The organism is Paraburkholderia bryophila, from assembly GCF_013409255.1.
Classification (GTDB): domain Bacteria; phylum Pseudomonadota; class Gammaproteobacteria; order Burkholderiales; family Burkholderiaceae; genus Paraburkholderia.
In genome coordinates this window covers 1112671-1134288 of the sequence record NZ_JACCAS010000001.1, presented here as the reverse complement: position 1 = coordinate 1134288, position 21618 = coordinate 1112671, and the positions used below count along the sequence as shown (strand labels likewise).

The following is a 21618-nucleotide window of genomic DNA, read 5'->3' as shown; positions in this document are numbered from 1 at the left end:
GGGCGTGCGGCTTTTTATGTGCGGCTCAGGTGCGACCACCGGTAATAAGATGATGGGCGTTTAGCCCATTTTTTTTTGCCGCTCAGTTCATCGTGGTTCGGCATCTCGGGTAGCACGAACGTGCGCCAGCTTGGCGCGCGGCCCGCATTGGTTGTTTGCAAAACAAGCGGCAGGCTCGCTGCGCGAACATCTAAGAGGGCATTGTGCAACTGACGGAACTGATTGAAACCACGGTCGTGGGACTCGGCTACGAGCTCGTCGATCTCGAGCGCACCGGGCGCGGCATGTTGTGTATCTATATCGACCAGCCGGCCGGCATCGGGATTGAAGACTGCGAGAAAGTCACGCGTCAGCTCCAGCACGTTCTGACGGTCGAAAATATCGATTACGAGCGGCTTGAAGTGTCGTCGCCGGGTCTCGATCGCCCGCTTAAGAAACTGGCGGATTTCGAACGCTTCGCAGGCAGCGAAGTGGTAATCACATTGAAAAAGCCATTGGACGGACGGAAATCGTACCGGGGCATCCTGCATGCTCCGCAAGGCGAAACGATCGGTCTGGAATTTGAAGGGAAGGAAGGCGCCGCGATGCTCGATTTCACGCTCGCGGACATGGACAAAGCACGCCTCGTTCCGAAAGTTGACTTTAGGAGCCGCAAACAATGAGTCGCGAAGTGTTGATGCTGGTGGATGCGCTGGCACGCGAGAAGAACGTCGACAAAGACGTGGTATATGCCGCGCTTGAAGCGGCTCTCGCTTCGGCCTCCAAGAAACTCTTCGAAGAAGATGCGGATATCCGCGTCCAGATCGACCGTGAAAGCGGCGAACACGAAACGTTTCGCCGTTGGAAGGTCGTGCCGGACGAAGCCGGTTTGCAGGAACCGGATCAGGAAATCCTGTTGTTCGAAGCACGCGAACAGCAACCCGAAATTCAGCTCGACGAATATATCGAAGAACCGGTGCCGTCGATCGAATTCGGTCGTATCGGCGCGCAGGCCGCCAAGCAGGTGATCCTGCAGAAGGTGCGCGACGCTGAACGCGAGCAGATCCTGAACGACTTCCTCGAGCGCGGCGAGCACATCATGACCGGCTCGGTGAAGCGTCTCGACAAGGGCAACTTCATCGTCGAAACCGGCCGTGTCGAAGCGCTGCTGCGCCGCGACCAGCTGATTCCGAAGGAAAACCTGCGCGTGGGAGACCGCGTGCGCGCCTACATCGCGAAGGTCGATCGCACCGCGCGCGGTCCGCAGATCGAACTGTCGCGTACGGCGCCCGAATTCCTGATGAAGCTGTTCGAAATGGAAGTGCCGGAAATCGAACAGGGCCTTCTGGAAATCAAGGCGGCTGCCCGCGATCCGGGCGTGCGCGCCAAGATCGGCGTGGTCGCGTACGACAAGCGCATCGATCCGATCGGCACGTGCGTCGGTATTCGCGGTTCGCGCGTGCAGGCTGTCCGTAACGAGCTCGGTGGCGAAAACGTCGACATCGTGCTATGGTCGGAAGATCCCGCCCAGTTTGTGATCGGCGCCCTCGCGCCGGCAGCCGTCCAGTCGATCGTCGTCGATGAAGAAAAGCATTCGATGGACGTCGTCGTAGACGAAAACGAACTGGCGGTCGCGATCGGCCGCAGCGGCCAGAACGTGCGTCTTGCTAGCGAACTCACCGGCTGGCAGATCAACATCATGACGCCGGACGAATCTGCGCAGAAGCAGAATCAGGAGCGCGGCGTATTGCGTGACCTGTTCATGGCGCGTCTTGATGTCGACGAAGAAGTGGCCGACATCCTGATCGACGAAGGCTTCACGAGCCTCGAAGAGATTGCCTACGTGCCGCTCAACGAAATGCTTGAAATCGAAGCATTCGACGAAGACACCGTTCACGAACTGCGTAACCGCTCGCGCGACGCGTTGCTGACGCAGGCTATCGCGAATGAAGAAAAGGTCGAAAATGTAGCGCTCGACCTGAAGAGCCTGGACGGCATGGACGCCGACCTGCTCGCGAAGCTGGCTGAACACCAGATCCAGACGCGCGACGAACTCGCCGAACTGGCTGTGGATGAACTGGTCGAGATGACTGGGATGGAAGAGGATGCCGCTAAGGCGTTGATCATGAAAGCACGTGAACACTGGTTCCAGTGAGAAATGACCATGGCGCACTAAATTGAACGCGGCCGTCAGGCCGCATGACCCGATGCTAACCGCAAGGAATCGGTCCTTGCATTAAGAGGAATGAATGGCGAGTAACAACGTAGCCCAATTTGCCGCGGAACTGAAAATGCCTGCAGGCGTGCTGCTTGAGCAGCTGCAGGCGGCTGGCGTCACCAAGGCGAGCGAAGCCGACTCTTTGTCCGAAACGGACAAAGCGCGTCTGCTCGACCACTTGCGCAAGTCTCACGGCTCGACTGATGCAGACAAGCGCAAGATCACGCTGACGAAACGGCATACGTCGGAGATCAAGCAGTCCGATGCGACGGGCAAAGCTCGCACCATTCAGGTCGAGGTGCGTAAGAAGCGCACTTTCGTCCGCCGCGACGAAGCCGCCGGTGAAGGCGGGGATGCATCGAATCATGTGGCCGAAGATGTCGAGGTCGAAGTTGACGATCTCGAACTGCAGCGTCGTGAAGAGGAAGCTCGTCACGAAGCTGAGCTGCTTGAAAAGCAGGCTCAGGAGCTGAAGGCGCGTCAGGAACAACTCGAACGCGAAGAAGCCGAACGTCAGGCGCGTGAGCAGGCTGCAGAAGCCGAGCGCCGCCGTGCGGAAGAAGACGCGGCGAAGAAGCGCGCAGCGGCTGCGGCCGAGGCGGCAGCCCGCGAGAAGACTCAGCAGCCGGCAACGCAAGCTGCGCAGCCGGTGACGGCCAAGGCCGAGCCGGTCGCTGCCAAGGCAGCCGAGCCGGTGGTCGCGAAGGAAAGCGAGCAGGACGACGAACGCGCCGCGGCAGAACGCGCAGCGCAACGCGAAGCCGCGAAGAAGGCCGAAGACGCAGCGCGTCAGGCCGCCGAGAAAGCGCGCGCCGAGCAGGAAGAAATCGCCAAGCGCCGTGCCGCGGCAGAAGCCGAAGCACGTGCGATTCGCGAAATGATGAACACGCCGCGCAAGGCGCAGGTCAAGGCGCCGGAACCGGCACCGAAGCCCGCTGAGCCGGTCAAGGCCGCGGAAGCCAAGGGCACGCTGCACAAGCCGGCGCGTCCGGCGGGTGAAGCGCCGGCACGTCCGGCTGCCAAGAAGCCGGCTGCTGCGGCTCCGGCTGCTACGACCACGCCGGCTGCCGGCGACAAGAAGAAGCCGGGCGGCGGTAAGGGCGGCTGGCAGGACGACGCAGCCAAGCGCCGCGGTATCAAGACGCGCGGCGATACGAGCGGCGGTGTCGATCGCGGCTGGCGCGGTGGCCCGAAGGGTCGCGGCAAGCATCAGGACCAGAACACCACGTTCCAGGCGCCGACCGAACCGATCGTGCGTGAAGTGCACGTGCCGGAAACCATCACGGTGGCCGACTTGGCGCACAAGATGGCGGTGAAGGCGTCGGAAGTCATCAAGTCGATGATGAAGCTCGGCCAGATGGTCACGATCAACCAGATGCTGGACCAGGAAACGGCGATGATCATCGTCGAGGAACTGGGTCACCACGCGGTTGCGGCCAAGCTGGACGATCCGGAAGCCATGCTGGTCGAAGGCGAAATTTCGGATGCGGAAGCATTGCCGCGTCCGCCGGTCGTCACGGTCATGGGTCACGTCGACCACGGCAAGACCTCGCTGCTCGACTACATCCGCCGCGCGAAGGTTGCAGCGGGTGAAGCGGGCGGGATTACGCAGCACATCGGCGCGTACCACGTGGAAACGCCGCGCGGCGTGATCACGTTCCTCGACACGCCGGGTCACGAGGCCTTCACGGCCATGCGTGCCCGCGGTGCGAAGGCAACCGACATCGTGATTCTGGTGGTCGCAGCCGACGACGGCGTGATGCCGCAAACGAAGGAAGCGATCGCTCACGCGAAGGCAGGCGGCGTGCCGCTCGTCGTCGCGATCAACAAGATCGACAAGCCGGATGCGAATCTGGAACGCGTGAAGCAGGAACTCGTCGCTGAAGGCGTCGTGCCGGAAGAGTACGGTGGCGAATCGCCGTTCGTGCCGGTGTCGGCCAAGACCGGCGCGGGCATCGACGATCTGCTCGAACAAGTGCTGCTGCAAGCCGAAGTGCTGGAACTGACAGCACCGGTCGAAGCACCGGCCAAGGGCCTCGTCATCGAAGCGAAGCTCGACAAGGGTAAGGGTCCGGTTGCAACGATCCTGGTCCAGTCGGGTACGCTGAACCGCGGCGATGTGGTGCTGGCAGGTAGCGCTTACGGTCGTGTGCGAGCCATGCTCGACGAAACCGGCAAGCCGACCAAGTCGGCGGGTCCGTCGATCCCGGTCGAAATTCAGGGTCTGTCGGAAGTCCCGCAAGCTGGCGAAGAAGTCATCGTCATGCCGGACGACCGCAAGGCACGTGAAGTCGCGCTGTTCCGTCAAGGCAAGTTCCGCGATGTCAAGCTGGCCAAGCAACAGGCCGCGAAGCTCGAGAACATGCTGGAACAGATGACCGAAGGCGAAGTGGCGTACATGCCGCTCATCGTCAAGGCCGACGTGCAAGGTTCGCAGGAAGCGTTGGTGCAGTCGCTGCTCAAACTGTCGACGGACGAAGTGCGCGTACAGATCGTGCACGGCGCCGTGGGTGGTATCAGCGAGTCCGACGTCAATCTGGCAACGGCATCGAAGGCGGTCATCATCGGCTTCAACACCCGTGCGGATGCGCAGGCTCGCAAGCTGGCGGAATCCAACGGTGTCGATATTCGCTACTACAACATCATCTATGACGCAGTAGATGACGTGAAGGCCGCGATGTCGGGCATGCTGGCGCCGGAGAAGCGCGAAATCATTACCGGTACGGTCGAAGTGCGTCAGGTCTTCAAGGTACCGAAGATCGGCGCAGTGGCAGGCTGTATGGTCACGGACGGTTTCGTCAAGCGCTCGTCGTCGGTGCGCGTGCTGCGCAACAACGTCGTCATCTTCACGGGTGAACTCGACTCGCTCAAGCGCTTCAAGGACGACGTCAAGGAAGTCCGTCAGGGCTTCGAGTGCGGTATGTCGATCAAGAACTTCAACGATATCGTCGAAGGCGATCAGTTCGAAGTCTTCGAGATCACCGAAGTCGCGCGTACGCTGTAATTCACGCGGCACGGCTCAACGGGCGGAGCGGGCTTTAACGCCCGCTCCGCCCGTTGTTTTTGGGCCCGCCGTTTCGCGCAGGCGGTCTGACCTGTTGTAGATAGCATGGAGCCGCTCAAGCGTCGCTCCACGAACCATCGGCAGGCCGCAGCTGCGCGAACCCACTTTTTTGCATCCGCCCAAGCGGATCACATAACACCATGCCTAAAAAACGTACTTCTCCCAATCGCAACGTGCAGATCGCCGATCAGATCCAGCGCGATCTGTCCGTGCTGCTGCGCGAGGTCAAAGATCCGCGTATCGGTATCGTCACGATTCAAAGTGTCGAACTGACGCCGGATTACGCGCACGCCAAAATCTATTTCACGACGCTGACGGGCGACCCGCGACAGACGCTCGAAGCGCTGACGCATGCGGCCGGTCATCTGCACAATCAGCTGTTCAAACTTCTGCATATCCATACCGTGCCGACGCTGCATTTCCACTACGACCAGACGATCGAGCGGGCTGTCGAGATGTCGAAGCTGATCGACGAAGCCAACGCTAGTCGCGCGAAAGAAGACTGAGTGCGCTGTGAGCGGCGGCGTAGGTTGCTTACGGCACCAAGCCGAAAGCACCAACCCACACCGCACCCAGCGCCGTTTTCCGTATCCATCGAAGACTCTGTCTTTCTGACATGACCGCTCCTCAACGTCCCCGCGTGCCGCGTCGCGCGCTCGATGGCGTGCTGCTGCTCGACAAGCCGCTCGGCCTGTCGAGCAACGACGCGCTGATTCGCGCGAAGCGTCTCTATCTGGCGAAAAAGGCGGGCCATACCGGCACGCTCGATCCGCTCGCCACTGGTTTGCTGCCGCTGTGTTTCGGCGAAGCCACCAAGTTTTCGCAGGACCTGCTCGAAGCCGACAAGACCTACGAGGCCACGATGCGCCTCGGCATTCGCACGACCACCGGCGACGCCGAAGGCGAAGCGATCGACACGCGCCCCGTGAGGTGCGACGAGGCCGCGGTTCAGGCGGCCATGAGCCGTTTTCTCGGCGAGATCACCCAGGTTCCGCCGATGTATTCGGCGCTCAAGCGCGACGGCAAACCGTTGTACGAATACGCGCGCGCCGGCCAGACGGTCGAGCGGGAAGGGCGCCAGGTGACGATCCTCAAGCTCGACCTGCTCGCGTGCGCGTTGCCTGACGTGACGTTTCGGGTGACCTGCACCAAGGGGACGTACGTGCGCACGCTGGCTGAAGATATCGGCGAAGCGTTGGGTTGCGGCGCGCATCTGGTCGCGTTGCGGCGTACGGGTGTGGGCGCGCTGACGCTGGAGAATTCGGTGACGCTCGACGCGTTGTCCGACGCCACGGAAGCCGAGCGTGATACGTGGCTGCAACCGGTGGATGCGTTGTTGTCGACGTTCCCGTCCGTCGAGTTGAATGAAGACGCGACGCGCCGCTTTCTGCACGGTCAGCGTCTGAAGCTGTCCGAGTTGAGTATTAGCAGCGAAGCAGCGAATGCACCGCGCGTCAGAGTATATGCCGCGGAAGGTCGGCTGCTTGGCGTCGCGAAGCCGGGTGAGGGTGTGCTGGCGCCCGAACGTTTGGTGGTCACCGCGGAGAGTTAAGCAGCTCGCTGAACCCAGCAACCAGACATACCCGCCACAAATAAAAAGGCGGGATCGCTACCAAGCGATCCCGCCTTTTTTTCACATCGCATTCCATCGTCTCTACAGCGCAGCAACCAAACTGAATCTCAGTGCGCCGCCGCAGCCGCCGCACCGGCATCGCCACCCGCACGTTCCGGCCGCGCCATCCAGATCAGCGCGATCAGCGCGACGAAAATGCCCGCCGACACGAAAAACAGATCGTTCACACCCAACTGCGCGGCCTGCTGCGTGGCCATCGTATTGAACAGACCATACGCTTGCGGTTGACTGAAACCGGCCGCGCCCATCTGCCGGATCGACTGATCGAAGACCGGGTTATAGGCGCTCGCCTGCTCGGCCAGTTGCGCGTGATGCATGATCGTGCGGTGATCCCACGCGGTCTGGAAGATCGACGTGCCGATACCGCCGCACATGATCCGCACGAAATTCGACAGGCCCGACGCCGCCGGAATCCGGTTGCCCGGCAAGCCCGACAGCGTGATCGACACCAGCGGAATGAAGAATCCCGCCATGCCGATCCCCTGAATCAACGTAGGCACCAGCAGCGAATAAGTATCGACGCCGGTCGTATAGCGCGAGCGCATCCAGAAACACAGCGCGAACACGAGGAACGACAGCGTCGCGATATACCGCGGATCGGTACGCGGCAGTATCTTGCCGGTAATCGGCGACAGCAGTACCGCGAACACGCCGACCGGCGCCATCACGAGACCGGCTTCGGTGGCGGTGTAGCCGATATCGGTTTGCAGCCACAACGGCAGCAACACGAGGTTGCCGAAGTACAGCCCGTAACCGATCGACAGCGCGATCGTGCCGCTCGTGAAATTGCGCCGGCTGAACAGCGAAAGATCGACCACCGGATGCTCGGCCGTCAACTCCCACACGATAAAGAACGCGAGCGAGATCACCGCGGTGAGCCCCAGCACGACGACGGTCGTCGACGAGAACCAGTCGAGATCCTTGCCCTTGTCCAGCATCACTTGAAGCGAGCCGACCCAGAGGATCAGCAAGCCGAGACCGACACCGTCGATCGGTGCTTTTCTGATCTCCGAATCGCGGTTGCGGAAGATCATCCACGTTGCCCCGGCGGCAATCGCGCCGACCGGAATGTTGACGTAGAAAATCCACGGCCACGAAATGTTGTCCGAGATCCAGCCGCCGAGAATCGGCCCGGCCACCGGCGCGATCAGTGTGGTCATCGCCCACATCGATAAGGCCATCGGCGCCTTGGCGCGTGGATAGCTGGCGAGCAGCAGCGTCTGCGACAGCGGAATCATCGGACCGGCCACCGCACCTTGCAGCACGCGCGAGGCGAGCAGGAACGGCAGCGTCGGCGCCAGGCCGCACATCCACGACGAGATCACGAACAGAATGATCGACGCCATGAACAGCCGCACCTGGCCAAACCGCTGGGTGAGCCAGCCGGTCAGCGGCACGGAGATCGCGTTGGCGACCGCGAACGACGTAATCACCCACGTGCCCTGATCGGACGACACGCCGAGGTCGCCCGAAATGGATGGAATCGACACGTTCGCGATGGACGTGTCGAGCACGTTCATGAACACGGCAAGCGACACCGCGATGGTGCCGATCACCAGTTGCGCGCCCTCGAGCGGCGGGTGAGGGACTTGCGCCTGAGCCTGAGCCATTAAAAAAACCTTGTATGAATCGTCGCGCCGCTTACATCAGTTTTGCAGCGGGCTTGGCCGGGGCCGCCGCGGCTGCCTGAGCCGGCTTCGGCGTGCCGCCGTTCGGGCCGGCGTTTTCCGAAATGATGCGGGCGATTTCCGCATCGGCCTGATCGCCGTACTTCTCGAACACGTTGGTCTGATAGACCGTGTTCGGCGCTTCGCCGAGCTGGCCGCCGCTCTGGTCCTTGATGCTGACGTCGGCTTGCATCGACAGGCCGATACGCAGCGGATGCTTCTCAAGTTCCTGCGGGTCGAGCGCGATCCGCACCGGCAGACGCTGCACCACCTTGATCCAGTTGCCGGTGGCGTTCTGCGCGGGCAGCAGCGAGAACGCCGAACCCGTGCCCGCCGAGAAGCCGACCACCTTGCCGTGGTACACCACCGACGAACCATACACGTCGGCCGTCAGTTCGACCGGCTGGCCGATGTGCATGTACTTCAGTTGCACTTCCTTGAAGTTCGCATCGACCCACACGCCGCCGAGCGGCACGATCGCCATCAGCGGGGTGCCCGGCGAAACGCGCTGGCCGACCTGCACCGAACGTTTCGCGACGTAGCCCGTGACGGGCGCCGGCAGGTTGTTACGCGCGTTGTTCAGGTACGCGTCGCGCACCTTCGCGGCCGAAGCCTGCACGTTCGGGTGATTCGCGATCGTGGTGTTGGCGGTCAGCGCGCGGTTCGACGCCAGTTGCTGCTGGGCGGCGTCGACGGAGGCTTGCGCGCTCTTCACGGCGTCGCGGGCGTGCGAGATTTCTTCCAGCGACACCGCGCCGGTCTGCGCGACGGCCAGACGGCGCTTCAGATCGTCCTGAGCGCGCGACAGATCGGACTGGCGCTGGGCGACTTGCGCTTCGTACTGGTTGTCGTCGGCGAACAGGCCGCGCACCTGGCGCACCGTTTGCGCGAGATTCGCTTCGGCCTGTTCCAGCGCGACGCGCGCGTCGGCCGGATCGAGCACGACCAGCGGATCGCCGGCCTTGACGGTTTGCGTGTCGTCCGCGTTCACGGCGACCACGGTGCCGGTGACTTGCGGCGTGATCTGCACCACGTTGCCGTTCACGTAGGCGTCGTCGGTGTCTTCGTGGAAGCGCGCGACGAGGAAGTAGTAAAAGCCGTAAGCGATCGCGGCGATCAGGATCACGATGACGAGCAGCGTCATCATGCGCTTGCGTTTGCCGTTGTTCGCCGGTTGGGCCGGTTGGGTGTTAGCCGCGGGCTGCTGGGGGGTGCTCATTGATGTGCTCCGGGTTCTCTTAAACGTCGTCGTTTATTCGGATGTTCTTGCGTGTTGTGCGTGGCTTCGTGCGATGCGCTCAGTTCGCCGCTGCGGTCGCGGCAGTTGCGGTGGTCGCCGATGCCGGGGCATCGGTCGGCGCCACGAGGCCGGTCTGCGTCGCGTCGAAACCGCCGCCGAGCGCCTTGATGAGGCCGATCTGCATATCGCGGCGGCGCATCTTCAGGCTGGTGACCGTCTGTTCGGCGGCGAGGCGATTCTGGTCGGCGGTCAGCACCTGCAACTGCGGCGACAGTCCGGCCTTGTAGCGGATCACGGCCAGCTGGTACGCCTTGGTCGACGCGTCGAGCGCGCGTTGGGCGTCGCCGGACTGCTGGTCGATCGAACGGATCGACGAGACTTGCGTCGCGACGTCCGACAGCGCGCTGATCAGCGTCTGGTTGTAGTTCGCTACGTCCAGGTCGAAATCGGCGAAACGGCCCTTCAACTGCGAGCGCAGCGCGCCGGCGTCGAAGATCGGCAGATGGATCGCCGGGCCGAGTTGCATCTGACGGCTGCCGGATTTGAGGAAGCGGCCCCAGCCGAACGCGTCGAAGCCGACGCCGGCCGCGAGATTCACGTCCGGGAAGAATTCGGCCTTGGCCTCTTTCACATCGTGCATGGCGGCTTCCACTTGCCAGCGCGCGGCGACGATATCCGCACGACGCGCGACGAGGTCGGCCGGCAGGTTATCCGGCAGCGCCACCGCGTTGCCGTTGGTCAGCACCGGCTGGGCGATCTGCAGGCCGCGGTCCGGCCCCTTGCCGAGCAGCGCGCCCAACTGGTAACGCACCACGGTGATCTGGCCGTCGAGGTCGGTCAAATTCGACTGGCTGGTCGCGATGTTGCCGTTCGCGGTTTGCCGCTCGACATTGGTGTCGAGGCCGGCGGCCACGCGGCCGTTCGTAATGCGGCCGATATCCTGGCGGTTGGCGATTTCGCGCGCGGCGATGTCGCGGAACGCATATAGCTGCGCGAGCTGGTTATACGAGCTCGCCACCGACGCGGCGAGCGTGACGCGCGCCTGCTGCATGTCGGCCTCGGCGGCCTTTTCCTGCGACACGGCCTGACCGAGGCGCTGGCGATTCTTGCCCCACAGGTCGAGATCCCACGACGCGCTGGCGAGCACGTTGTTCTCGCTATACCAGGTGCCGCCGTACGGAGGCGGGTAGAGCGCGTTGCCGGAGAACAGTTCGCGGGTCCACGAATAGCTGCCGTTAACCTTCGGATACAGCGCCGAGCGCGAGCTTTCGATATACGACGACGCCTTCGCGATCCGTGCCTGCGCCTGCGCGATCGACGGGCTGCCTTCCAGCGCTTCCGCGATCAGCTTGGGCAACTGCGGGTCGCCGAACTGGTTGGCCCAGTCGAGCGACGGCCACTGGCCGCCCTGGCCCGACAGACTCTGGGAGGACTCGTACTGAGCCGGCGACGAGATCTGCTTGTCGCTTTTCATGCCGAAGTAGTTCGCGCACCCCGTGAGGGCGAGCGCCGTCACCGCGGCGGCGACAGCGGTCCGGCGCGAAAGCGCGGACGCGGACAGGGAAAGGGATTTCATCGCTCGACTCTTTGAGTGGAATGTAATGATGGACACTGCAAGCAATCTATGACGATTTGCTGTCAAAATTGCTTGCTGCATCACGGGTTAGTCCCGTTTGTTCACCGGAATTGACGAGCACACGGCGCAACATGCTCTTCAGAAAACCCACTTCTTCGGGCGTGAAGCCGTTCAGCAGGTCGTCCAGCACACCGTTGAAAATGGCCGGCATTTTCGCCGCGATCGCGTGACCTTCCGGCGTCAGCGCGAGGCGCACCACGCGCCGGTCTTCGTTGCTGCGCACCCGGGTCAGCAGGCCGCGCTTCTCCAACCGGTCGACCAGACGCGTGACGGCGCTCGCGTCGATGCCGTATTCGCGCGCCAGTTCGGCCGCCAGCAGGCATTTGCCGCTCGCCACCATGAACAGGATGCTGCCCTGCTGGCTGGTGATGCCCAGTTCGGCCATGCTACGTTGCGTGACCAGGTTCGACATGGTCGATTTCACGCGCGACAGCAGATAGCCGACGCTTTCGCCGAGCTGATACTGGCTGAGGTCCGGCGTGGGAGTAGGGGAATGCTCCGTCATGATTCTCGTGCGAATGCAATGGTTGACTAGGCAGGAGTATAGAGGTCCGTTGGTTGACGCGGCAAGCGTTATTACAGCTTAGGCAAGGATCCATTACGGCTCAAGGCACGATGCGCGCGGTTTTGCGTAGGGTTGCGCCGATCGGCGCGGGCAGGGTGTTCCGTGCCCGGTCGCGCCAAGGCCGAGTGCGCAATCAGGGAATACGAGATAGCTTCATTTCTGCGTGCTATAATGTTGGGTTCCCAAAAGTGCGCTTTGGGCTTGTCGTGGTTTCGTGGTTTATCTGGCAACCGATAAGTAACCGGCTAAGCAAGCGGCGCACTCCAACTGTCTCCAGGTTTCCTATGACCCGCGCCCTACGCAACATCGCCATCATTGCCCACGTCGACCACGGCAAGACTACGCTCGTCGATCAACTGCTCCGTCAGACCGCCACGTTCCGCGACAACCAGCAGGTCGTCGAGCGCGTGATGGACTCGAACGACATCGAAAAAGAACGTGGTATCACGATTCTGTCGAAGAACTGCGCGGTCGAGTACGAAGGCACGCACATCAACATCGTCGACACGCCGGGCCACGCCGACTTCGGCGGCGAAGTGGAGCGCGTGCTGTCGATGGTCGACTCGGTGCTGCTGCTGGTGGACGCGGTCGAAGGCCCGATGCCGCAAACGCGCTTCGTGACCAAGAAAGCGCTGGCGCTCGGCCTGAAGCCGATCGTCGTGATCAATAAGGTCGACCGGCCGGGCGCGCGGATCGACTGGGTGATCAACCAGACGTTCGACCTGTTCGACAAGCTGGGTGCAACGGATGAACAACTCGACTTCCCGATCGTCTACGCGTCGGGCCTGAACGGTTACGCCGGTTTGACGCAAGACGTGCGTGAAGGCGACATGCGTCCGCTGTTCGAAGCCGTGCTGCAACACGTGCCGGTGCGCCCGGCTGATCCGAGCGCGCCGCTGCAACTGCAGATCACGTCGCTGGACTATTCGTCGTACGTCGGCCGTATCGGCGTGGGCCGTATCACGCGCGGCACGATCAAGCCGGGCATGTCGGTCGCCGTTCGTTCGGGCCCTGATGGCGCGATCCTGAACCGCAAGATCAACCAGGTGCTGTCGTTCAAGGGTCTCGAGCGCGTGCAGGTCGAGTCGGCTGAAGCCGGCGACATCGTGCTGATCAACGGTATCGAAGAAATCGGTATCGGCGTGACCATCTGCGCACCGGAACAACCGGAAGCGCTGCCCATGATCACCGTCGACGAACCGACGCTGACCATGAACTTCCTCGTCAATTCGTCGCCGCTGGCCGGCCGCGAAGGCAAGTTCGTCACGAGCCGTCAGATTCGTGACCGCCTGATGAAGGAACTGAACCACAACGTCGCGTTGCGCGTGAAAGAAACCGGCGACGAAACCACGTTCGAAGTGGCAGGCCGCGGTGAATTGCACCTGACCATTCTGGTGGAAAACATGCGTCGCGAAGGCTATGAGCTGGCCGTGTCGCGTCCGCGCGTGGTGATGCAGGAAATCGACGGCGTGAAGCACGAGCCGTACGAAAACCTGACCGTCGACATGGAAGACGGCCACCAGGGTGGCGTGATGGAAGAGCTGGGCCGCCGTAAGGGCGAAATGCTCGACATGGCGTCGGACGGCCGTGGCCGTACGCGTCTCGAGTACCGTATTTCGGCGCGCGGCCTGATCGGCTTCCAGTCGGAATTCCTCACGCTCACGCGCGGCACGGGCCTGATGAGCCACACGTTCGACTCGTATCAGCCGGTCCGTGAGGGCGCGGTGGGCGAGCGTCGCAACGGCGTGCTGATTTCGCAGGACGACGGCGCGGCTGTCGCCTACGCACTGTGGAAGCTGCAGGATCGCGGCCGTATGTTCGTGTCGCCGGGCGAGCCGCTGTACGAAGGCATGATCATCGGCATTCACAGCCGTGACAACGACCTGGTCGTGAACCCGATCAAGGGCAAGCAACTGACCAACGTGCGTTCGTCGGGTACCGACGAAGCGGTGCGCCTCGTGCCGCCGATCCAGATGTCGCTGGAATACGCGGTCGAATTCATCGACGACGACGAACTCGTCGAAGTCACGCCGCAATCCATCCGACTGCGCAAGCGTTACCTGAAGGAACACGAGCGCCGCAGCGCAAGCCGTAAGGGCGCAGTGGACTAAGCAGCGCAGTGCACTAGGCACGCAGACAACCGGGCGCCAAAGCCGGTTCGCTGTAGACAAAAGCCGCCTCCGGGCGGCTTTTGTCGTTTCTGCGCCCATGCGGCCTGGTGAAGCCTGATGACCAATTGGCCCCGTTTGCCGCAGAAGACTGTTAACTATCTTGAAAGTAGCCCGAAAGCCCCGTCAGAAAAGGCTTGAGCGGCAATCCGTCTGCTATCTGGAGTATCGGTTCTGTGATATGCTCCCCGGGTGCAAAGTTTTAGGTCCTTCCAAGCAAGACTTGATTCGCGCAATCCGCCAAACGGTCAGGCCGTGTCGCGGAAGGTTCTGTAACCCGCTATTTCTCGAGAAACTCGAAGAAAGGTGAGCGTAAAAATGATGAAGCAATTCCAGTCGAACTCTTATCTGTTCGGCGGCAATGCTCCGTACGTAGAAGAAATGTACGAAGCGTATCTCGACAATCCGGCGTCAGTGCCCGAGAACTGGCGCAGCTATTTCGACGCGTTGCAGAATGTTCCTGCATCGGACGGCAGCAATGCCAACGACGTGGCCCACGGCCCGATCGTCGAATCGTTTGCTCAACGGGCCAAGGCTAACGCCTTCATCCCGCGCGCGGCCACCGGCGGCGAAGACCTCGCTACCTCCCGCAAGCAAGTCTATGTGCAGTCCCTCATCGGCGCATATCGCTTCCTCGGCTCGCAATGGGCCAATCTCGATCCGCTGAAGCGCCGCGAACGTCCCGCTATCCCCGAACTCGAACCCGCGTTCTACGACTTCACCGAAGCCGATCTGGACCAGGAGTTCAGCGCCACGAACCTGTATTTCGGTTTCGAGCGCGCGTCGCTGCGCGAGATCGTCAAGGCATTGCGTGACACGTACTGCGGCACGATCGGCGCCGAGTACATGTACATCAGCGATCCGGAACAGAAGCGCTGGTGGAAAGAGAAGCTCGAGTCGATCCGTTCGACGCCGAATTTCTCGAACGACAAGAAAAAGCACATTCTGAACCGTTTGACGGCCGCTGAAGGCCTCGAGCGCTTCCTGCACACCAAGTACGTCGGCCAGAAACGCTTCTCGCTCGAAGGCGGCGAAAGCTTCATCGCGTCGATGGACGAAGTCGTGCGTCATGGCGGCGCCAACGGCGTCCAGGAAATCGTCATCGGCATGGCCCACCGTGGCCGTCTGAACGTGCTGGTCAATACGCTGGGCAAGATGCCGGCGGACCTGTTCGCCGAATTCGAAGGCAAGCACGTCGACGACCTGCCGGCCGGCGACGTCAAGTACCACAAGGGTTTCTCGTCGGACGTCTCGACCGAAGGCGGCCCGGTTCACCTGTCGCTCGCATTCAATCCGTCGCACCTCGAAATCGTCAACCCGGTGGTCGAAGGTTCGGCGAAGGCCCGCATGGACCGTCGCGGCGACGACAGCGGCCTGCAAGTGCTGCCGGTGCAGATCCACGGCGACGCGGCCTTCGCGGGCCAGGGCGTCGTGATGGAAACGCTGAACCTCGCGCAAACGCGCGGTTACGGCACGCACGGCACGCTGCACATCGTCATCAACAACCAGATCGGCTTCACGACGTCGGATCCGCGCGACTCGCGCTCCACGTTGTACTGCTCGGATGTGGTCAAGATGATCGAAGCGCCGGTGCTGCACGTGAACGGCGACGATCCCGAAGCGGTCGTGCTGGCAACGCAGCTGGCTATCGACTTCCGGATGCAGTTCCACAAAGACGTGGTTGTCGACATCGTCTGTTTCCGCAAGCTGGGTCACAACGAGCAGGACACGCCGGCGGTCACGCAGCCGCTGATGTACAAGACCATTGCCAAGCACCCGGGCACGCGCGCGCTGTACGCTGAAAAGCTGGTGCAGCAAGGCGTGATCACCGCGGAAGAAGGCGACGATTTCGTCAAGGCGTACCGCAAGGCGATGGACGAAGGTCACCACACGGTCGACCCGGTCCTGTCGAACTACAAGAGCAAGTACGCGGTGGATTGGGTGCCGTTCCTGAACCGCAAGTGGACCGACGCAGCCGACACGGCCGTGCCGCTCGCGGAACTGAAGCGCCTTGCCGAGCGCATCACCACGGTGCCGGAAAACTTCAAGGTTCACCCGCTGGTCGAGCGCGTTCTCAACGACCGTCGCGCGATGGGCCGTGGCGAAGCCAAGCTCGATTGGGGTATGGGCGAGCACCTGGCATTCGCGTCGCTGGTCGCGTCCGGTTACGCCGTGCGCCTGACCGGTCAGGACTCGGGCCGCGGCACGTTCACGCACCGTCACTCGGTGCTGCACGATCAGAACCGCGAACGCTGGAACGACGGCACGTACGTGCCGCTGCAGAACATTGCCGAAGGTCAGGCGAAGTTCAACGTGATCGACTCGGTGCTGTCGGAAGAAGCGGTGCTCGGTTTCGAGTATGGCTACTCGACCGCTGAACCGAATACGTTCGTCGCGTGGGAAGCGCAGTTCGGCGACTTCGTGAACGGCGCGCAAGTCGTGATCGACCAGTTCATCTCGTCGGGCGAAGTGAAGTGGGGCCGCGTGTCGGGTCTCACTATGCTCCTGCCGCACGGCTATGAAGGCCAGGGTCCGGAACACTCGTCGGCACGTATCGAGCGTTTCCTGCAACTGTGCGCGGATCACAACATGCAGGTCGTTCAACCGACCACGCCGGCGCAGATTTTCCATCTGTTGCGCCGTCAGATGATCCGCCTGTTCCGCAAGCCGCTGATCGTCGCGACGCCGAAGTCGCTGCTGCGCCACAAGGAAGCGGTGTCGGATCTGTCGGAACTCGCGAAGGGCGCGTTCCAGCCGATCATCGGCGAAGTGGACGAAGCCGTCGACGCGAAGAAGGTCAAGCGCGTGGTGGCCTGCTCGGGCCGCGTGTATTACGACCTCGTCGCGCATCGCCGCGAAGCGAAGCAGTACGACGTCGCGATCCTCCGTATCGAACAGCTCTATCCGTTCGCGCACAAGCAGTTCGAATCGGAAATGAAGAAGTACGACAACGCGACCGAAGTGGTCTGGGTGCAGGACGAGCCGCAGAATCAAGGCCCGTGGTTCTACATCGAGCATCACCTGAAGGAAGGCATGAAGGACGGGCAGAAGCTGGCGTACAGCGGCCGTCCGGCTTCGGCCTCGCCGGCAGTCGGCTACTACGCGAAGCACTACGAGCAGCAGAAGGCGCTGGTCGAAGGCGCGTTCGGCCGTCTCAAGAGCTCGTCGATCGCTAAATAAGCAAAACAGACGAACCGGGAAAGCGCAGTGCGCTTTCCCGTGCCGCCTTCTCTGAACTAACGAAAGTTCACAAACGGCAGGCATGGTTCGCAGGCGGTCGTCGTTCCCCGCGCCGTCACCCGATACGTATTCAGGATATTCATAATGGCTATTGTTGAAGTCAAGGTTCCCCAGCTGTCCGAGTCGGTCTCGGAAGCCACGATGCTGCAGTGGAAGAAGAAGCCCGGCGAGGCTGTCGCCATCGACGAAATTCTCATCGAAATCGAGACCGACAAGGTCGTGCTCGAAGTGCCGGCACCCGCAGCCGGCGTGCTCGCGCAAATCATCTCGAACGACGGCGACATCGTCGCCGCCGATCAGGTGATCGCGAAGATCGACACCGAAGGCAAGGCTGGCGCCGCTGCCGTCGAAGCCGAAGTGAAGCCGGCTCCGGTTGCTGAACCGGCACAAGCCGCTGCTCCGGCCGCACAAGCCGCCTCCGCAACGGGTGCGAACACCGCTGCTTCGCCGGCTGCCGGCAAGCTGATGGCGGAGAAGGGTCTGTCGTCGGGCGACGTCGCCGGCACGGGCCGCGACGGCCGCATCACCAAGGGCGACGTGCTGACCGCCGGCGCCCCGGCTGCCAAGGCCGCACCGGCTCCGGCCGCTGCCGCACCGAAGGCGGCCAAGCCGTCGCTGCCGGAAGTCAAGGGCCCGGCCTCGGCCGACCAGTGGCTGAAGGACCGCCCGGAACAACGCGTGCCGATGTCGCGTCTGCGCGCACGGATCGCCGAACGTCTGCTCGAGTCGCAGCAAACCAACGCCATCCTGACCACGTTCAACGAAGTGAACATGGCTCCGGTGATGGACCTGCGCAACAAGTACAAAGACAAGTTCGAAAAAGAACATGGCGTGAAGCTCGGCTTCATGTCGTTCTTCGTCAAGGCGGCGGTTCACGCGCTGAAGAAGTACCCGCTGGTGAACGCGTCGATCGACGGCAACGACATCGTCTATCACGGCTACTTCGACATTGGTATCGCGGTCGGTTCGCCGCGTGGCCTGGTGGTGCCGATCCTGCGCAATGCAGATCAGCTGAGCCTCGCTGAAATCGAGAAGAAGATCGCCGAATTCGGTCAGAAAGCGAAAGACGGGAAGCTGTCGATCGACGAAATGACCGGCGGTACGTTCTCGATCTCGAACGGTGGTGTGTTCGGTTCGATGCTGTCGACCCCGATCATCAACCCGCCGCAATCCGCGATTCTCGGCGTGCACGCCACCAAGGAACGCGCTGTGGTCGAAAACGGCCAGATCGTGATCCGCCCGATGAACTACCTGGCGCTGTCGTACGACCACCGCATCATCGACGGTCGCGAAGCGGTGCTGTCGCTGGTGGCCATGAAAGACGCGCTGGAAGATCCGGCTCGTCTGTTGCTCGACCTGTAAGCACGCGTCGGGTTGGGCCGGCGTCGGCTTGTCATCGCACAAGTCGACGCCATCTAAGCACTACGTCTTTCCAGCATTCCGCAGCACAGGAACGCCGCGCGCCTCGAAGCGTGGCCGCGCGCCGTTCCGCCATCGAAAGGATTGTCATGTCCAAAGAATTTGACGTCGTCGTGATCGGCGCAGGCCCCGGCGGTTATATCGCCGCCATCCGCGCAGCGCAGCTCGGCAAGACCGTCGCGTGTATCGAGAAGTGGAAGAACCCGGCCGGCACGCTGAAGCTCGGCGGCACGTGCCTGAACGTGGGTTGCATTCCGTCGAAGGCGTTGCTCGCGTCGTCGGAAGAATTTGAAAACGCATCGCATCACCTGGGCGACCACGGCATCTCCGTGGAAAACGTCAAGGTCGACATCGCGAAGATGCTGGCCCGCAAGGAAAGCATCGTCGAGAAGATGACCAAGGGTATCGAATTCCTGTTCCGCAAGAACAAGATCACGTGGCTCAAGGGTCACGGCAAGTTCACCGGCAAGACGGACGCCGGCGTGCAGATCGAAGTGAGCGGCGAAGGCGAGACGGAAGTCGTCACGGCAAAGAACGTGATCATCGCCACGGGTTCGAAGGCGCGTCATCTGCCGGGCATTCCGGTCGACAACAGGATCGTCGCCGACAACGAAGGCGCACTGACGTTCGACACCGTGCCGAAGAAGCTGGCCGTGATCGGCGCCGGCGTGATCGGTCTGGAACTCGGTTCGGTGTGGCGTCGTCTGGGCGCGGACGTGACCGTGCTCGAAGCGCTGCCGGAATTCCTCGGCGCGGCTGACCAGTCGCTGGCTAAAGAAGCCGCCAAGCAGTTCAAGAAGCAGGGTCTGGACATTCACGTCGGCGTGAAGGTCGGCGAAATCAAGGCAACGGACAAGAATGTCACGATCGCTTACACGGACAAGGACGGCAACGCGCAATCGCTTGAAGCCGACCGCCTGATCGTTTCGATCGGCCGCGTGCCGAACACCGACAACCTCGGCCTCGAAGCGATCGGCCTGAAGGCCAACGAGCGCGGCTTCATCGACGTCAACGACCACTGCGCGACGGCGGTGCCGAACGTGTACGCGATCGGCGACGTGGTGCGTGGCCCGATGCTCGCGCACAAGGCGGAAGACGAAGGCGTGCTGGTGGCCGAGATCATCGACGGTCAGAAGCCGCATATCGACTACAACTGCATTCCGTGGGTGATCTACACCGAACCGGAAATCGCGTGGGTCGGCAAGACCGAACAGCAACTGAAGGCGGAAGGCCGCGAAGTCAAGACGGGCCAGTTCCCGTTCATGGCGAACGGCCGCGCGCTCGGCATCAACAAGGCGGAAGGTTTCGTCAAGATGATCGCCGACGCGAAGACCGACGAACTGCTCGGCGTGCACATCATCTCGGCCAACGCATCGGACCTGATCGCGGAAGCCGTGGTGGCGATGGAATTCAAGGCGGCGTCGGAAGATATCGGCCGCATTTGCCATCCGCACCCGTCGTTGTCGGAAGTCATGCGCGAAGCGGCTCTGGCCGTGGACAAGCGCGCGCTGAACATGTAATCACGCGCACGCCTGACTGAACGCAATTCGGCATCACCACAAAGGCGGGCGGGTTCACTCCCTCCCGCCTTTCTTTTTTGCAGCAACACAATGAACGTCACCGAATACTACGAAAAAGAACTGCAGACGCGGGGCTATCAATCGGACCCGGCGCAGCTCGCGGCGGTCGACCGTCTGCAGCGGTGTTTTGAAGAGTGGACCGAGTACAAATCGCGCCGCTCGAATGCGTTCAAGAAGCTGATCATTCATCCGGACCTGCCGCGCGGCGTCTACTTGTGGGGCGGCGTAGGGCGGGGCAAGAGCTTCCTGATGGACAGCTTCTACATGATCGTGCCGGTGCAGCGCAAAACGCGGCTGCATTTCCACGAGTTCATGCGCGAAGTGCATCGCGAACTGGAAGAGCTGAAAGGCACCGCCGATCCGCTCGACGAACTCGCGCGCCGGATTGCGAAGCGCTACCGGCTGATCTGCTTCGACGAATTCCACGTGTCGGATATCGCCGACGCGATGATCCTCTACCGTCTGCTCGACAAGCTGTTCGAGAACGGTGTGCAGTTCGTGATGACGTCCAACTACGATCCGGACACGCTGTATCCGGACGGCCTGCATCGCGACCGCATGCTGCCGGCGATCGAACTGATCAAGAGCAAGCTCGACGTGGTCAACGTCGACGCCGGCATCGACTACCGGCAACGCACGCTGGCTCAGGTCGAGGTGTATCACACGCCGCTCGGCGCGGCGTCGGACAAAGCCTTGCGCGACGCGTTCGCGCGCCTCGCCGCGGTGCCCGACGAGAGCCCGATCCTGCGCATCGAAAAGCGCGAGCTGAAGGCGCTGCGTAAAGCGGACGGCGTCGTGTGGTTCGATTTCGCGACGCTCTGCGGTGGCCCGCGTTCGCAGAACGACTACCTCGAACTGGCGAGCCGCTTTCACGCGGTGGTGCTCTCCGGCGTGCCGCAGATGTCGGTGCGCATGGCGTCGGAAGCGCGCCGCTTCACGTGGCTGATCGACGTGTTTTACGATCACAAGGTCAAGCTGCTGATGTCGGCGGCGGTGCCGCCGGAAGAGCTTTATGTCGATGGCCCGATGGCGAACGAATTCACGCGCACGGTCTCGCGCATCGTCGAAATGCAATCGAAGGAATACCTCGATACGCCGCGTCGGATCGTGGATACGTCGCTGACCTGAGCGGTCGCGTCAACCAGCCGGGCAATTCTTTTGCGATAGGTCGCGCTCCGCTCACCGAATAGGCGACGAGTGCCGACGTAT

Annotated in this window: 13 protein-coding genes and 1 pseudogene; 10 read left to right on the top strand and 4 right to left on the bottom strand. The window is 62.2% G+C overall.

Going from position 1 to position 21618, the window contains the following annotated elements:
• Positions 1-203: 203 nt before the first annotated feature.
• The 5 genes from rimP to truB all read left to right on the top strand — a co-directional run bounded on the left by rimP (position 204) and on the right by truB (position 6813).
• Positions 204-662 (top strand): ribosome maturation factor RimP, encoded by a 459-nt coding sequence (gene rimP, locus GGD40_RS05105; RefSeq protein WP_035550921.1) that lies wholly within the window; start codon positions 204-206, stop codon positions 660-662.
• Positions 659-2134 carry a transcription termination factor NusA gene (nusA, locus tag GGD40_RS05100; RefSeq protein ID WP_035550919.1) on the top strand — a complete coding sequence of 492 codons (1476 nt, stop codon included), beginning with the start codon at positions 659-661 and terminating at the stop codon, positions 2132-2134. Before rimP ends, nusA begins: the two co-directional genes overlap by 4 nt.
• 94 nt (positions 2135-2228) lie before the next feature.
• The gene (infB, locus tag GGD40_RS05095; protein WP_179742986.1) at positions 2229-5201 is read left to right on the top strand and encodes a translation initiation factor IF-2; all 2973 of its coding nucleotides are present in this window, start codon (positions 2229-2231) and stop codon (positions 5199-5201) included.
• 200 nt (positions 5202-5401) lie between these two features.
• Complete coding sequence (rbfA, locus tag GGD40_RS05090) at positions 5402-5767, top strand: 30S ribosome-binding factor RbfA (RefSeq protein WP_179742985.1); 366 nt, start codon at positions 5402-5404, stop codon at positions 5765-5767.
• Between the two features lie 110 nt (positions 5768-5877).
• Positions 5878-6813 carry a tRNA pseudouridine(55) synthase TruB gene (truB, locus tag GGD40_RS05085; RefSeq protein WP_179742984.1) on the top strand — a complete coding sequence of 312 codons (936 nt, stop codon included), beginning with the start codon at positions 5878-5880 and terminating at the stop codon, positions 6811-6813.
• A 128-nt stretch (positions 6814-6941) separates the two neighbouring features.
• On the opposite strand, the pseudogene GGD40_RS05080 reads toward truB, so the two are convergent.
• The 4 genes and pseudogenes from GGD40_RS05080 to GGD40_RS05065 all read right to left on the bottom strand — a co-directional run.
• Positions 6942-8516: pseudogene (locus GGD40_RS05080) on the bottom strand (DHA2 family efflux MFS transporter permease subunit); the annotation flags it as partial.
• 19 nt (positions 8517-8535) lie between these two features.
• Positions 8536-9780 carry an HlyD family secretion protein gene (locus tag GGD40_RS05075; protein ID WP_179705330.1) on the bottom strand — a complete coding sequence of 415 codons (1245 nt, stop codon included), beginning with the start codon at positions 9778-9780 and terminating at the stop codon, positions 8536-8538.
• A 79-nt stretch (positions 9781-9859) separates the two neighbouring features.
• A complete protein-coding gene (locus tag GGD40_RS05070) occupies positions 9860-11377 on the bottom strand; it encodes an efflux transporter outer membrane subunit (protein WP_179705327.1) in 1518 nt (505 codons plus the stop codon).
• A gap of 46 nt (positions 11378-11423) precedes the next feature.
• The gene (locus GGD40_RS05065) at positions 11424-11942 is read right to left on the bottom strand and encodes a MarR family winged helix-turn-helix transcriptional regulator (protein ID WP_179705325.1); all 519 of its coding nucleotides are present in this window, start codon (positions 11940-11942) and stop codon (positions 11424-11426) included.
• Positions 11943-12286: 344 nt separating this feature from the next.
• On the opposite strand from GGD40_RS05065, the gene typA reads away from it, so the two are divergent.
• The 5 genes from typA (at position 12287) to zapE (ending at position 21537) form a co-directional block, all read left to right on the top strand.
• A complete protein-coding gene (typA, locus tag GGD40_RS05060; RefSeq protein WP_179705323.1) occupies positions 12287-14113 on the top strand; it encodes a translational GTPase TypA in 1827 nt (608 codons plus the stop codon).
• Positions 14114-14488: 375 nt separating this feature from the next.
• On the top strand, positions 14489-17350 hold the full coding sequence (locus GGD40_RS05055; protein ID WP_179742982.1) for a 2-oxoglutarate dehydrogenase E1 component: 2862 nt from the start codon (positions 14489-14491) through the stop codon (positions 17348-17350).
• A 144-nt stretch (positions 17351-17494) separates the two neighbouring features.
• Positions 17495-18772: a 2-oxoglutarate dehydrogenase complex dihydrolipoyllysine-residue succinyltransferase gene (gene odhB, locus GGD40_RS05050; protein ID WP_179742981.1), complete on the top strand. Its 1278-nt coding sequence runs from the start codon at positions 17495-17497 to the stop codon at positions 18770-18772.
• Positions 18773-18918: 146 nt separating this feature from the next.
• Complete coding sequence (gene lpdA, locus GGD40_RS05045; protein WP_179705319.1) at positions 18919-20349, top strand: dihydrolipoyl dehydrogenase; 1431 nt, start codon at positions 18919-18921, stop codon at positions 20347-20349.
• A gap of 90 nt (positions 20350-20439) precedes the next feature.
• Positions 20440-21537 (top strand): cell division protein ZapE, encoded by a 1098-nt coding sequence (gene zapE, locus GGD40_RS05040; RefSeq protein ID WP_035550883.1) that lies wholly within the window; start codon positions 20440-20442, stop codon positions 21535-21537.
• Positions 21538-21618 lie beyond the last annotated feature (81 nt).